The 13,436-nt window shown below is 62.3% G+C and carries 17 protein-coding genes; all 17 read right to left on the bottom strand.

Annotation, left to right across the window (positions count from 1 at the left end):
• Nucleotides 1-3: 3 nt before the first annotated feature.
• The 17 genes from ASD45_RS08540 to ASD45_RS08455 all read right to left on the bottom strand — a co-directional run bounded on the left by ASD45_RS08540 (nucleotide 4) and on the right by ASD45_RS08455 (nucleotide 13,392).
• The gene (locus tag ASD45_RS08540) at nucleotides 4-687 is read right to left on the bottom strand and encodes a phage tail tube protein (RefSeq protein WP_156380767.1); all 684 of its coding nucleotides are present in this window, start codon (nucleotides 685-687) and stop codon (nucleotides 4-6) included.
• A gap of 75 nt (nucleotides 688-762) precedes the next feature.
• Complete coding sequence (locus ASD45_RS08535) at nucleotides 763-1,236, bottom strand: hypothetical protein (RefSeq protein WP_056911100.1); 474 nt, start codon at nucleotides 1,234-1,236, stop codon at nucleotides 763-765.
• Complete coding sequence (locus ASD45_RS08530; RefSeq protein ID WP_056911099.1) at nucleotides 1,229-1,651, bottom strand: DUF3168 domain-containing protein; 423 nt, start codon at nucleotides 1,649-1,651, stop codon at nucleotides 1,229-1,231. Before ASD45_RS08530 ends, ASD45_RS08535 begins: the two co-directional genes overlap by 8 nt.
• The gene (locus ASD45_RS08525) at nucleotides 1,648-2,031 is read right to left on the bottom strand and encodes a head-tail adaptor protein (protein WP_056911098.1); all 384 of its coding nucleotides are present in this window, start codon (nucleotides 2,029-2,031) and stop codon (nucleotides 1,648-1,650) included. Before ASD45_RS08525 ends, ASD45_RS08530 begins: the two co-directional genes overlap by 4 nt.
• 2 nt (nucleotides 2,032-2,033) lie before the next feature.
• The gene (locus ASD45_RS08520) at nucleotides 2,034-2,615 is read right to left on the bottom strand and encodes a head-tail connector protein (RefSeq protein WP_056911097.1); all 582 of its coding nucleotides are present in this window, start codon (nucleotides 2,613-2,615) and stop codon (nucleotides 2,034-2,036) included.
• Nucleotides 2,615-3,403, bottom strand: a complete 789-nt coding sequence (locus ASD45_RS08515) for a hypothetical protein (RefSeq protein WP_056911096.1) — start codon at nucleotides 3,401-3,403, stop codon at nucleotides 2,615-2,617. Before ASD45_RS08515 ends, ASD45_RS08520 begins: the two co-directional genes overlap by 1 nt.
• Nucleotides 3,403-3,813 carry a hypothetical protein gene (locus tag ASD45_RS08510; protein WP_056911095.1) on the bottom strand — a complete coding sequence of 137 codons (411 nt, stop codon included), beginning with the start codon at nucleotides 3,811-3,813 and terminating at the stop codon, nucleotides 3,403-3,405. Before ASD45_RS08510 ends, ASD45_RS08515 begins: the two co-directional genes overlap by 1 nt.
• A gap of 93 nt (nucleotides 3,814-3,906) precedes the next feature.
• Nucleotides 3,907-5,199 carry a phage major capsid protein gene (locus ASD45_RS08505; protein ID WP_056911094.1) on the bottom strand — a complete coding sequence of 431 codons (1,293 nt, stop codon included), beginning with the start codon at nucleotides 5,197-5,199 and terminating at the stop codon, nucleotides 3,907-3,909.
• Between the two features lie 35 nt (nucleotides 5,200-5,234).
• Nucleotides 5,235-6,083, bottom strand: coding sequence for a head maturation protease, ClpP-related (locus ASD45_RS08500; protein WP_056911093.1), 849 nt, complete (start codon nucleotides 6,081-6,083; stop codon nucleotides 5,235-5,237).
• Nucleotides 6,080-7,336 (bottom strand): phage portal protein, encoded by a 1,257-nt coding sequence (locus tag ASD45_RS08495; RefSeq protein ID WP_056911092.1) that lies wholly within the window; start codon nucleotides 7,334-7,336, stop codon nucleotides 6,080-6,082. Before ASD45_RS08495 ends, ASD45_RS08500 begins: the two co-directional genes overlap by 4 nt.
• Nucleotides 7,336-9,156 carry a terminase large subunit gene (locus ASD45_RS08490; RefSeq protein ID WP_082540726.1) on the bottom strand — a complete coding sequence of 607 codons (1,821 nt, stop codon included), beginning with the start codon at nucleotides 9,154-9,156 and terminating at the stop codon, nucleotides 7,336-7,338. Before ASD45_RS08490 ends, ASD45_RS08495 begins: the two co-directional genes overlap by 1 nt.
• Nucleotides 9,157-9,160: 4 nt before the next feature.
• A complete protein-coding gene (locus ASD45_RS08485; protein WP_162249399.1) occupies nucleotides 9,161-9,652 on the bottom strand; it encodes a P27 family phage terminase small subunit in 492 nt (163 codons plus the stop codon).
• 840 nt (nucleotides 9,653-10,492) lie between these two features.
• Nucleotides 10,493-11,104 (bottom strand): transcription termination/antitermination NusG family protein, encoded by a 612-nt coding sequence (locus ASD45_RS08475; protein ID WP_056911088.1) that lies wholly within the window; start codon nucleotides 11,102-11,104, stop codon nucleotides 10,493-10,495.
• A 3-nt stretch (nucleotides 11,105-11,107) separates the two neighbouring features.
• A complete protein-coding gene (locus tag ASD45_RS08470) occupies nucleotides 11,108-11,575 on the bottom strand; it encodes a hypothetical protein (RefSeq protein ID WP_056911087.1) in 468 nt (155 codons plus the stop codon).
• Nucleotides 11,576-11,606: 31 nt separating this feature from the next.
• Nucleotides 11,607-12,488 carry a helix-turn-helix domain-containing protein gene (locus ASD45_RS08465; RefSeq protein WP_056911086.1) on the bottom strand — a complete coding sequence of 294 codons (882 nt, stop codon included), beginning with the start codon at nucleotides 12,486-12,488 and terminating at the stop codon, nucleotides 11,607-11,609.
• On the bottom strand, nucleotides 12,485-13,018 hold the full coding sequence (locus ASD45_RS08460; protein WP_056911085.1) for a hypothetical protein: 534 nt from the start codon (nucleotides 13,016-13,018) through the stop codon (nucleotides 12,485-12,487). Before ASD45_RS08460 ends, ASD45_RS08465 begins: the two co-directional genes overlap by 4 nt.
• Entirely contained in the window at nucleotides 13,018-13,392 is a 375-nt protein-coding gene (locus ASD45_RS08455) for a hypothetical protein (RefSeq protein WP_056911084.1), read from the bottom strand. Before ASD45_RS08455 ends, ASD45_RS08460 begins: the two co-directional genes overlap by 1 nt.
• Nucleotides 13,393-13,436: the final 44 nt, after the last annotated feature.

Here is a 13,436-nt window from a genome sequence, read left to right as displayed (position 1 = left end):
TTATCAGGCCCCGATGACCGGCGCCGAGGTAGCGCTCGCCGAGCCGGCCGCGTTAGTCGCGGTCACCGTGACGGTGATGGAGTCGCCGCTATCGCCGGCCGCCAGCACGTAGGTCTTCGACGTAGCGCCGTTGATATTCACGGTGGCATTCTTCCACTGATAGGTGAACGTCGGCGCGCCCGACCAGTTGCCCTCGTAGGCGGTGAGGGTATCGCCCGTGGCGAGCGTGCCGGAGATCGCCGGCAGCACCGAATTGACCGGCGCGGACGGCGCCACCAGTGTGGGCTTGCCGGTGACCTTGAATTCGATAGCGGCCGTCATCTTGCCGTCTTCCGGCGCGTCCGGCGCAAACGACGTCTGGATGCCAACGAAATTCCAAATATAGCCGTTGGCGAACACCACGCGCGCCGTCACGGCGGTGCGCAGATAGGTCAGCAAGGTCGCAACGCTACTGTCGCCGGGGACATAGTTGATATCGAAGCTCATCGACTCGCCGTCGGCAAGACCCGCGATATATTCGCGGAAGGCATCGGGGCTTTCCGTATGCGTCGCATCGACTGTGTCGACTTTGAACGACGGCGGCTTGATTTTCATCTGCTCGCCGATCTTGAGCCAGACATCCGGCCCGGTCGACGTGCGGATCTGAAGGATAGTGCCATAGCCAAGCTGCGCGGCTGTCGCGGTCATTGCGATCTCCATTCGATGAGGTGAGAGATATAAAAGCCCGCGATCACCCCCGCGGGGACGGGGATTCCGTGAGGCCTATCGGCCTGATTTCATCTTTGCGGCGTCGCGCGCGGCCTTGCGGCCGAGCCGTTTTGTCGTTCTGGCGATGTCGTCGGCGAGCTCGCTCTTCACGATCGTGAGCGACTGATCGACCTGAGAATCGAACGCCGGCCGCAAGTGAGGCTCCGGCGCCTGGTGAGCATTGCCGAATTCGGTCTGTAAGCCCTTGGGATGCGGGCCCGGGCCGACATAGACCTCGACCATCGACTCTTTGACGTTGGCTCGCTTCTGGCTGCGTGAGAGTTTCGTCGAGACGGTGTAAGACAGCTTGAGCCGGCCGGTGAGCTTCGGCGCATTGGCTTCGCCCGCGGCACGGATCGGCTCGCCGGACTTCTTCAGCACGCGCGTGAGCAACGGCTTGACCTTTTTCTCGCCGTAAGTGTCGGCCAACTCGACAAGCGCGGCGTCGAGTTCCTTGAGCCCATCGACCTTGAATATCTGGCTAGCCACGGTCTTCGAACCCCACCAGAAAATCGCGACTGACGCGGTGCATCTGCGCGATGTCATCGAACTCGGTGCGGCCCGTGCCGCCCAGGAACACGCCCTGCACCGTCACGGCATTGCCGCCGCTGCCCATCGTGCCCCGATAGCCGAACAACCGATCCTTGACCTGCAGAGCCAGCGCCATCGCTGCATCCGCGGTCGTGGCATAGGCATCGACCTGAATTCGCGCCGAGCAAAGCCCGTCCGGGCCTTCGGTGTGCACGTCACCAACTTCGCTGATCAGGTTATAGACGAGGCTTTCCGCCGTGACGCCCTGCGCCATCTTCGTCGGATAGACCCGCGCGCCACCCACTGCCGTGCTGATAACGCTATCGGCCAGCAGGAAGGCGCGCAGCGCGGGGCGAATGTCCTTGACGGTCACGACGTCACATCCGCCCGGCGAATAGTCTTGATCGAAAGGTCGATCTGCCGGCCGACCTCATCGGGCGAAACGATATCGAGGATGCAGTTTGCCGGCGGCGCTTGCACGTTCTGACTCAGGCCGTCGACGGGATAGATGATGCGATCTTCAGGGGTCAGCGGGCGCGACGTCGACGGAATCACATGGAAGCGGATCGTCACCGTCAACTCCTGCTGCGCCACTTCCTGGGCACCCGTCATCCGCTCGCTGCCACGCGTCGGCTCTACCCGTGCCGGCACCCGATAGGCGATATCCGTCCAGGTGGAGACCTCTTCGCCAGAACCCGACTGCGTCACCGACTTGCGCTGTACCGTGACGAGGCGATCATACCGGCGCTGCATGACTAGAACGAAATCCGTCGATACGGCGCCAGCAGCGCATCAACCGCGAACGGCATCGCCTGTGCCGGTTGGCCGACCTGCACAGCGCCGGGATTGTCGAACCAGTGGCGGATCAGCAGCAGCATTGCAGCTTTTATCGCCGCCGGCACGCTCGCCGCATCGGCATAGCCCGCGACATAGGCGACGCGGACGGCCGGACGCTGACTGTTCACCGCGGCGAAGCTGTAGGTATCCTTGAAGCGGACGAAGCCGCCGCGGTCATCGGTCAGCAGATCGTAGAAGCTTGACGATACGGTCTGCTCGACGGCGGAACTATCGTCGTATTTCACACTGGTGATCGACGCGGCCTGGAACAGCGGCAGGCGCAGGCAACGGGAGAAGTCGTCGAAATCCTGCCGCCAGGTTTGCGGCATCAGGCACCGCCCCAGAATGCCGGTCCAACCGTCGAGATAGGCAATCGCGGCATCGAGCAAAAGCGTGATTTCGGTGTCCTTATCGGTATAGGACACGTCAAGGTGAGCCTTCACCTCTTCGAGGGTGAGCGGCTTTGCTGCCGGCGGCGTGACGAGGACGGGGCGATACATCAGGCAGCCTTGCCGCTCACAAGCGGATTCGGATGTTGCGAGTGATCGTAGCGGGCTTCAACCTCCGCGGCCGACGGCGTCTCGGACTTGGCGACGAATTCGACCTTCACCGACCCGTCTTCCCTATCATGAAGGTGCACGTCGACGCAGTCGTAGCCATAGAGCCGTTCGGCTTCCGGCGCGCAGGCATCCAGCAGCGAGCTCGTTTCCGGCACGGTGATTTCAATGCCGCGCGAAGCCGCGATGCCGAGCCAGAATTCGCAGCAAGCCCGGCCTTTCTCGGCGTGATGCGCGTTCGGCAAGGTATAATCGAGGCCGAAAAGCGAGATGCGCTTGACACCGACGTGAATGGCATAGGCAATCGCATAGGCCGCCGTCGAATTGAAATACGGCGCGCCGCCATTGCCGTCGTGCTTGCGGTTGAGCACTTCCTCGAGCGGAAAGGCGACAAGCCCGGGATACCCGGGGCGTACCACGCTCGTATAAATCGGGCCGGGATGGCTTTTCAGCCAAGCCACCATGGCGGCAATATTGCCGTCGGGCTTCGCCTCGGCGCGCGCTTCCTGCACGCGAAGATCGTCCATGTGAAAGATACGGTCGCACTTGAGCACGTCGCCGATGGCGTTGATGCCCCAGACTTCATCGCAATACGCGCTCACCCCGCCGAGCCGGCGCGTGAGTTCGAAGAACGTCGCGCATGAAGGCCCGAGGCCGACAATGGCGACGTGCTCCGGAACGCCGCGCGCGGTCACCCCGCGCGCGGCCAGGACTGGCGACAGAGCAACCATCAGGCGACAGGTGCCTGCTGCGGATTGCCGAGGATCACGGAAGCGGCCACCAGGGCCGTCGCCGTGCCGACGCCGTAGAGCTTGAACTTGAGGTAGCGCTTGTTGCCGCGATAGCCGACACGGCCATACTTGCCGGCCGCGGTCGACAGGGTCAGCGCCGCCTCGGTGCCGAGCAGATCGGCATCCGCCACGGACGCGAACGAGTCGCCGGTCGCCGCGGCCTCGAACACCACGGGGGTGATCGTGTCCGCAACCGACGCGCTGCCGCCGGACTGATAGGCGAACTCAACGGACTCGAAGCCCTGACGATCGATGATCGCCGAGAGCACGCCGTTGGCCGCACCGGTCGTACCGACCGCCTGCGGCTTTAGAGCGCGAAGCACGTTGATATTATTGTGCATGTCCTTCATGGACTTGCCCTTTCGTTTCAGATGGACATTTCGGGAAAGATGGGCGGCCCGGCTGGGCCGCCCGGCGTTCGATCAGCCGGCTTCAGCCAGCGATCAGGTGCTGCACTTCAGGGCCTTGACGGCCTCGAAGTTCTGGATGCCGCCACCGACGCGCTTCGTGGTGTAGAACATCACGTAGGGCTTGTTGGTGAAGGGATCGCGCAGCACGCGGATGCCGGCGCGGTCGACGATGAGATAGGCGCGCTTGAAGTCGCCGAACCACATCGGGAACTTGTTGGCGCCGATATCCTCGACGTTGTCGTCATCGGTGATGGGATAGCCCATCAGCGTCGCCGGCTGGCCGACCTGCAGCGAGGGCTGCCACAGCGGCAACTGCTCGGTGCCGAGGGTCTTGAACTTGCGCACCGCCGCCTGCGTCTTCCGGTTCATCAGGAACCGCGCATTGGTGCGGTAGCCCTGCTTGATCGAATAGACGAGATCGGTGACGGCATCGGCGCCATTGTGCGTCGAGTCGTTGAGCGCAGCCGCCACACCGGACACCTGGAAACCGACCTTGCCCCAGGCGTACGACGCATCGGCGACCATCGTGTAGGACGAGATGCCGCGCGGCTTGTTGACGCCATCGCCGGAATAGAAGGCAACGCCTTCATAATCGGCAAAGGTCTGCGAGACTTCATCGCCGAGCCAAGCGGCGATGTCGACGCGGGCGTCATCGAGCATGGTCTGGGTCGCCGAGGGATTGGCGTACAGCTCCATGGCCGGGAATTCCAGCGCCGCCAGCGTCGGCGACGTGGTTTCCGGACGGGCCTGCTTTTCGCCGACCCAGCCGCCGGTGGCGCCGCCCTGCCCGACCAGCTTGCGGTAGGTCTGCGCCGAGATGGTCATCACCGACGCGATGGAGCGGATGGCGGAAACGGTCGCCAGCACGCGATCGACGGTCTGCTCGGTCTGCTTGTCGACCAGATAGCCGCCGTTCGGATCGTTGTCGGTCGTCGCCGCGGCCTTGACTTCCAGATCGCGGAGGCCGGCTTCGGCGCCCTTGCGGAAGTATGAGTTGAAGGCCTTGGCGTGGGCTTTCTCATCGGCCGACAGATCGTCCTTGCCGCCGCCGCCGCTGACGCGAAGAGCGGCAACGAGCGCGTTCACCTCGTCGATCGCCCCCTGCAGCTTGGTCACTTCGGCGTTGATGCGGTCGACCTTTTCGGTCTGCACCACGTCCTTTTTGACAGCTTCGAGTTCGGCCTTGTGCTCGGCCTTGAAGGTCTCGAAGGTCTGCTTGAGCTCGGCGAGGATCTTGTCGGCGTTGCCGGCATCGGCGCGGACGCCGAAGACAATACCACGGGCGCGCGCATTGAGTACGGGCGCGACCGCAGTCGACGCGGCCATAGCCGCGCGCGGATTAACGTGTTTCATGGACGAACCTATGATTTGAGGGTGCTGATCAGGTCGAGAAGACCTGCGTTGACGGCTGCATCGCGCGCGCCGGAGTCTTGCCCTGCATCACGCTCGGGCGAATTCATGAGCTGCGCCATCATTTCGCTGCGCAGACTGCGGGGATAGCCAGCCTTGGCGAGAGCCGACTCGGTCTGGCGGCGCGCCATCAGGCGCTGATCGACACTGCGAGCCTGGGCATCGGCCGGCTTCAGATCTTCGGCGACGGAATCGGCGAAGCCCTTGGCGACCGCTTCGGACGGCCCCATGAAGGTTTCCGCATCCATCAGCTTCTCGATGGCCTTGCGATCGATGTTGGCGCGGGCGGCATAGATATCGACGATGGCCGAATCGAAGCCCTCGAAGAGCTTCGCAGCATCGGCCATGTCATGGCGATTGCCGATCACCATGCCCCATGCGTTGTGCACCATCATGAAGGTGCCGAGGCCCATGCGGATTTCGTCGCCAGCCATGGCGATGATCGACGCCGCCGAAGCCGCCCACCCCATGACGTCGACCGTTACCTTCGCCGGATGCTCGCGCAGCAGGTTGTAGATCGCGATGCCTTCGAACATGTCGCCGCCAGGCGAATTGACCTTGACGTTCACCGGGTTTTTCCCGATGGCGCGCAGCGCGCCGGCCATGCGCTTGGCGGTGAATCCGCCGCCGGTCCACATATCCTCGCCGATCACGTCATAGATCGAGATCGTCGACGGATCATCGCCTTCGGCGGCGAGCGGGCGCTCGGCCCACTTGGCCAGCACGTCGGATGGCGCATCCCACTGGAAATTCTGCGGGCGAGCGAAAGACTTCGCCTCAGGCATTTTGCGAAGGGTCATTGCCCTGTTCCTTTGGATGCGCCGGCATCGGCCGAAGCCCCGGCTGTGTTCGGAGGCGGATAGAAGATATCGCCCCCTTCGCGGGGGTTTTGATCTTCGAGCGCACGCACTTCGTTCGGTGACCAGACGCCCCACTGAAGACCGCGCACATAAGCATTCCAGCGCGCATTGAGATCGCCCTTCACAAGGGCGGCTCGATTGTAGCGGGCATAGATATCCGGGTCGGAGTTGAGGTCGATCGTGATCCCCTCTTCCCACATCGTCAGGTAGTCTTCGAGCGTGAAGGTAACGAAGCCATTGGCCTTCTGCTCGAGGCCCGTACCCCAGTTCGAATCCGAACCCGAGTTGTCGCCGATCATCGACGGTGGCACGCCATAAAACATCGCGATATCGGAGCGCGACAGCTTCCGGCTTTCGATCCACTGCGCGTCAACGGCTGTCATTCCGAGGCGTTCGAACTTCATCGCCTCTTCGAGGATCAGGAACTTTCCTTCGCTATCGCCGCCGGCGCGATATTCGTCGAGGCTCGCCTTCAACAGACGCTGCGCATCTTCACCGAGCTTGGCCGGGTGCGTCAGCGTACCGGGCGTGCGGGCGCCGTTCTTGAACGTCGTCGCGCCGTAGTCTTCCTGCGCCAGGGCAAGACCGATTGTCTCGCGCGCAAACGTGATCGGCGTCACGCCCTCATAGCCATTTAGTGTCAGGCCGTAGAGGTGAAAGATTTCATCCTGCTTGAAATCGATGCGCCGGCCCGTCGGCGACGTGTATTGATGCGTCAACGACATATCATCGTTTTGAACGGTCTTCGTCCGATCTGGATTGAGCGGGATCAGCCCCTGTAGCTCACCGCGCGACATAACTTTGAGCGCGTAGGCATTGCCGCGAAGAAGCACATGGGCCGCCATCATGCGCTTGAACTGGTGCGGCTTCTGCCACCTGTTAGGCTTGCGGTTGATGACCTTCCAGATTGGAGTATCGGACGCATCGGCACGTGTCTTTTCATCGACGCGGCGCTTGATCTGCAGCGGCAGGGTCGCCTGAGGGCCGGACAGCAGGCGCACGCAGGCATAGACCGCGCCGTTCCGCATGGCCGTGTCCGGCGTCACAACCATGCCGGCCTTGGTCGTACTGCCGTCCTTGAGATACTGATCGAGATCGGCCGAGTTGGTGATGAGAACACCACCACCATCCTGCTGTGTCGCGTTGCGCGGCGCAGCCGACGGCCGATTGAACAGTCGCGACCATAAGGCCATCAGAGAACCAAAGCCCCGCGGGTGGCGTAGATCGACGTCTTGTCGGGCTGCACCGTTGCCACGCCAATGCTCATCGCCAGCGACACCATGCCGTCAATGCGCCCCGTCGCTTTGGCCTTGTTGAACATGCGGTGACCCGTTTTGTTTTCTTCGTAGATCACGCCGGCGGCGCAGGATGTCATGACCGGGTTGACATCGATCGCGATACGCTCTTCGAGGAGAGCGGCTTCGAGCTTGTTGATCGAGTCCGGCATCCAAAGAACGAGCTCTTCGGCGCCGCTATCGTCTTGCTTCAGGTCTTCGCGCTCGCCGACCTTCCGGCGATTGAAGCCTTGCGGATGAACCACAGCGCCGGGCAATTCCGCGCCCTTCTCCGCCATCGCATCGAGCAACTGTTCAAGCCCGTACTGATCACAGCCGATGATCTGCGGCTGGTACCGCGCACAGATTTCCGGGATGGCATCGGCCAGCCAGGAATACTTGATGCGCGGTCCCGGAACGGCTTCCATAAAGCCTTCCTTTACCCATGCCTCATACGGCGCCATGTCCGTTTTGGCGCGCTCGCGCAGCGTATCCTTCGGCGTCCAGAACCATGTCTTCGAGGCGAAGCGCCACTGGTCCTTTTTGTTTTCGAGCATCCACGTCAAGGTGAACGCTGTCAGGTCGCGAACCTTGGAGAGATCGAGTCCGCCGAAGCACGGGACGTTGCGCTCCGTCAGTTCCTCCGGGTCGAAGGCTTTGTTGCCGACGGCTTGGCAAGCCATCCAGACTTGACGCGGGATTGCCGACGACTCGCTTTGTGTCCACTGGCAGAAATTGAGACGGCGAACCATGCCTTCCTTGGAGGGCATGCCTTTGGCTTCGGCGACCTGCTCGCGGATGTAGTCAGGCTGAATCGAGATGCCGAGATTCGGGTTGACCTTGATCCAGCAGCTTTCGTCTTCGAACGGCTCTTCGCCTTCATCGAGCGCGCAGACGTAGGCAAACCATGTGTCGGTTTCCTCGACGCTCAACCGCTCGTCACCGTGCACAACCTTGAGGCTGTACTCATGTTCGTGCCAGCAGACCGACTTGCGATCGAAGCCGGAGTTCGTGATCTCGAAGATAAGCGCCTGCTGGTTGCCCTTCGTGCCGGCGCGCAGCATCTCGATCACTGAATTATTCGGGTGCTCGTGGATCTCATCGATCAGCGCGCACATCGGCCGGATGCCGGACTTACCTTTCTTGTCGCTCGAGATCGGCTTGAAGAACGATCCCGACCGCGGGTGCGTCAGCTCGATGACCGGGTTTTCGCCCTTGTGGCCGAGGCGCTGTTGCAGCGCCGGCGACCGCTCCCACATCGCGACCGCGTCTCGGAACAGGATGTTGGCCTGGTCCATATCCGTCGCGGCCGAGTAGACTTCCGAGCGCAGCTTCTTCGTGAAGCCGTGCATGTAGTGGCCGATGCCAGCCGCCATCGGCGACTTGCCGGAGCCCTTGCCAATCTCGCAATAGGCCCTGCGGAATCTGCGGAAGCCCTTCGCATTCTTCCAGCCGAACAACGACCCGACGATGAAGCATTGCCAGGGCTGCAGCACAAACGGCACGGCCCGCGAGGTCGCGACACCATCGTCGCCCTTTTCCTCAACCTCGACGGTCAGCACGGTCGCGAAGAAGCGGATGGCGCGCTGCGCTTCGGCAACGTCGAAGGCCATCCCGCGGGCGGCGCCGTCTTTCAGATCCTTGAGGTGCCGGCGGCACGCGGCACGGACGTGGGGCCCGGCGATAATCTCACGCGCGACGACAGCGACCGCATAAGCGGTCGTTTGGTCTTCAGACACGGGATCAATCGAACTCGGAGGCCGGGTCGAAAAGATCGGACTGGCCAGGCGCCATGTTGCGTTCGTCCGTCGGCGTCAGGCCGAACAATGAGATCAGCGAACGCCACTGGCGCCAGCATTCATTCCGCTGCGCGACGTGTGGGTGGCTCTTGAGCTGAATCCCGTTTCGGCCTTCGACCATGTAGATCTCGGCGTCGAGCCCGGGCTCGCCGGTCACGCGCTCGGCGCCAGGATAGGCCTCCGCCATGTCGACCTTGTTCTCAGCGAAAAACCGGTCATAGGCGCGGATGCGCAGGCTGACACGGACAAGCATGAGCGCGGCGTCGACGAAGTGCGGCTTCAACCGATCGAGGACCGGATCGGCGAGCATCGAGCCGAGCCGCATCCATTCCTTCTTCTCCTCGTCGTTCAAATCCTTCGGCCGCAGCTTCAACGCTAGCTTGCGCGCGCGGTCCCGGCGGGATTTTTCGTTGGCCGCAAGGTCCGTTCCCTTCATGGGAACGACGTTGCCGATCTTTGGCTTGGCTCCTCTCATCACATCACCAGTGGGCTTTTAGTATTCAATTCCGACTTTCTTGGTTTGAATGGTCGCCACCGGTCCCGGCGCGACGGGCCTCAGACTTTTGACCCACCCCCCGGGGGTGGGCGAATTCGATTGGCAGGGTGTTTTTGATCCAGAGGCCAGCCATCGAGGCCAACTTCACCGCTATAGCCCCGACCTTCCTCGGCCTGCTTGGCGCTATCGTGGTGGAACTTGCAGAGCGGTTGCCAGTTGCCCTCGATATCCCAGAATAGTTTCTGGTCGCCTTTGTGCGGGATGATGTGATCGACCACGGTTGCCGCGACTGTCAGGCCTTGGCCCTCACACATGCGGCAGAGCGGGTGGCTACGTAGGTAGGTGGCCCGGGCCTTGTCCCAGCGCCTGGTGTACCCGCGCTCGCGTGCGCTGCCCCTGTTCTCGTACCGGCCCATCTAATGAAAGGGGCCGCTGATCGATCCCCGATCAACGGCCCAAGTCTAGGGAGGAAACGCCCAAGGAGGGCATGGCTGTGAAGATGGTGATCGACGCAGCCGCTATCCTTAGACGACAAAGGCCCGGATGCTTGTGGCGTCCGGGCCTTGATACTTGAGGCAGCCCATCGGGGCGATGCATCCCGGGGTTATTGCCGCTGCCGTTACCGGTTCAACTGGGCTACTACCCTATGAACGACAAAGCCCGGCACGGCCGGGCTCAGTTCCAATGCGTTGCAAATCCACAGGGATGACCTGATTGGCTGGGCACCGCGCCGAGTCTGCATCGCCGATATCGGATAGCCCGACAGGGAATGGCGAAGTGCTACGAAGCTGCGAGCCCTAGGGCAGCGTGAAGCTTTCCGATTCTCTCCGGCTCCGCAAGGGCGGCGATCTCAGCCCATGCGCTGTAGGAGGTCACCGACACGATTTCGTTATCCTTCACAGTGGCTTCACGTTGGGTGATGACCTGTGAATATTTCTTCCGGCGCTTGCGCACCTTCACCACGTCTTCCATGTAGACCATCGGGCGCTCGCGGTTTTCGGCGGCGCGAAGCTTGTTCACCTGTTCGTCCGGGATCGGCGTGCTGATGATGCCGGTCACGCCTGGGATTGAGAGAATGAGGCGATAGTCGCGCTCGATGTCCCAACTCATGACGAACAGGTAGCCCGGGGCGAGACTGCGCATGACTTGGCGCTTCCTGCCCTTGATCACATAGGACGACGGTTTTCTAGGCTGATAAAGCCCAAAGCGGCGCGCTATCATGTGCCCGCAGACGATGCCCTCATGGTTGGCCAGCGTCGTCACGATGTAATAGCGCCCGCGCGTTTTATTCGGAGGGCTCGCGGCCAGAGGACTCCGGGCGATAGCGTCGAGCACGCGGTCACGCTTGAGATCGTTTTCGGTGAAAATCTCAGGTTTCGCCAGCATGTCCATTCCTCACCCTGCTTTGTCGAGTTGCTTAGGGGCTTCCGCCCGGGCTTCGATTGGCGCGGTCAGCAGCGCATCGCATTCGAGCAAGCGCTCGCGGTACGGCTTCACCAGCGCTTCGCACACGTCATAGATTTCGTTGTCGTTCGGCATGTACTTGTGATCGAGGCCGGAACGGCCCCGCTGGATCGAGCGACACCCTTCCTCGATCGCCCAGGCCGGCAGATCGGCCAGCATCCGGCGCATGCCGTCGATCATCGCCACAGCCGACTCGGGATCGACGTTGCGCATGACAGAGCGAAAGCCTGCGAACATGTCGGATATCGCCAAGGCAACGCGGTCTGTCTGTGCTTCCTGCACTGGCGCCAGCGCCGATGTCAGCTTGCCTTGCCGCCTTCCGAGCGCGCTGCGCTCCGATGGCAACAGCGCTCGCATCACCTTCCGTGGCTCGCCATCGATCTTGATGCGTGACCACACGGCCCGAGGAATGTCTATATCGCAGGTTCGATCAATCCGCGCCGGTGGCTTGTCTGCCGCGCAAACTGGCAGAGATGCCGGCGAAGGCGTTGCCTGAGGGTCGATTATTTCCCGGGCTACGAGCGCGACCTGTTTGAACATCGTTTTGCTCCGTCGTCGGCATGGGGGCTGATAGGCGCGCCATCTCGCGATCAATGGCCTTTTCGAAATACTGGATCGTCTGCGGAGGGCCATCGCGTTTGCCAGCCATCACAGCCCGAGCTACCGCGATTGCGGTTTCGCTTCGCCAGCCCTTTTTGAACCACCGATCAATTCGCTCTGGCGCTCCGCACCAGCCGAGAGGCCAGTCGATCCGTTTTGGATAGCCGGCGATGACGCCGATCTCGTCGGCAAGCTGAAATGCTTCAGGGCTGATCTGGCTTCGCGCGCGCGCGTCACCACCACTACCACCAGAGTCTTGGTCGTTATGTGCCCGTGCATGCGTGGGCACCTCGGCGTCGGAGGTGCCCGGCCTTGGCTGGGCACCGGTGCCCGCTGGTGATGCACCTCCGGGTGAGGTGCCCGCTGGTGGGCACCTCGGACCGCCATCATCGTCGGCGCCGGCATCGGCCGGCGGTTCGATTTCTGGGTCGTCAAGGTCCATAATAACACGGTATGCGTGGCACGCATGGGGGCGCGCGCCGATAAACTCGCGCTTCTGGACATAGCCGGCGTCGATAAGCCGATCGAGCGAGCGCTGCACTGTCGCGCGGCCACAGCGCAGCGCCGTCGCGATCGTGCCCTGCGACAGGAAACACCAGCCGAGCTTGTCGGTGTGCATGCCAAGGAAGCCCAGGACGTGAAGATCCCGGCCCTCGAGGCGCGCGTCGGTATAGGCCCGCGCGGGCGTGATGGAATAGCGGCGGTCAGTCACGGCGCGGGCATTTCCTCTTGGGCGTCGGCGTCATAGGTCTTGCCCTCTTTCGAGGGCGGCCAGGGCCATGGCGCGGTCATCGAGTTGCCTTGCGGGCGCCGCGCGACATTCGGCAGCACGCGGTCATAGAAGTCGCGCCACGCGGTCATCTGGGCGACGTTCGATATGCCGATTACCCCTTGCGCTGGCGTCCAATCTGCGAAAGCGAGCATGGCCGGGCCGTCCGCCTCTCGCGGCACATAAATGAGCCCATCCTTTTCCGCAGCGCGTGACAGGCAATGCGCTGCAATGCGGAGATTGACGTAAGCCTTTGCCCGGCGACTATCGGCCGGCAGCCATTCGAACGGGGCGTCTTCCGCTTCCGTCTGGGCTTCCGCTTCGCCTTCCTTCGTCGATCGTGTGAGGGCCTTGACGATATCGCGCGTTAGTGCGTCCGGAGCGCGTTCGATTTTCTTCGGATCGAAAAGCCGGACATTGGCGGCAACGGCGTCGGCGACCGCGGCGGCGATGATGGTGGAGAGTGGGTTCATCAGGCGACCACCTCAGCGTTCGTGCCAGCTGCTTCCAGCGCGTCAAAATGCAAAGTCAGGGCATCAGCCAGCACATCGCTCGGCCGCTCATTGTGAGCCTTGCAATAGGCTTCCAGCTTGGCTTGAAGATCGGCCGGCAAGCGATGTTGTGCCTTGTTGCCGACGATGGTGATGGAGCGGTTGCAGCCTTCGGTCCACCGAATCCGATTGCGGTCACGCAAGCCGACGAGGATCTGATGCACGCTGCCACGGCTCTTGCGGCCGAGGTGAACACGGATTTCCTCGAGCGTCGGCGACAGACCTCGATGCTCGATCGACTCGATGATGAATTCGAGCACGCGGATTTGCTGTTTTGTCAGACCTTCGGTGTTCATACCGCAATCACCTCTGCCGTCGTCTCTGAAGCAATCTCAGGCAC

The sequence above is a fragment of the Pseudolabrys sp. Root1462 genome, assembly GCF_001426945.1.
Taxonomy (GTDB): domain Bacteria; phylum Pseudomonadota; class Alphaproteobacteria; order Rhizobiales; family Xanthobacteraceae; genus Pseudolabrys.
The sequence above is the reverse complement of the archived record's forward strand: the minus strand, read 5'-3'. Positions and strand labels throughout refer to the sequence as shown.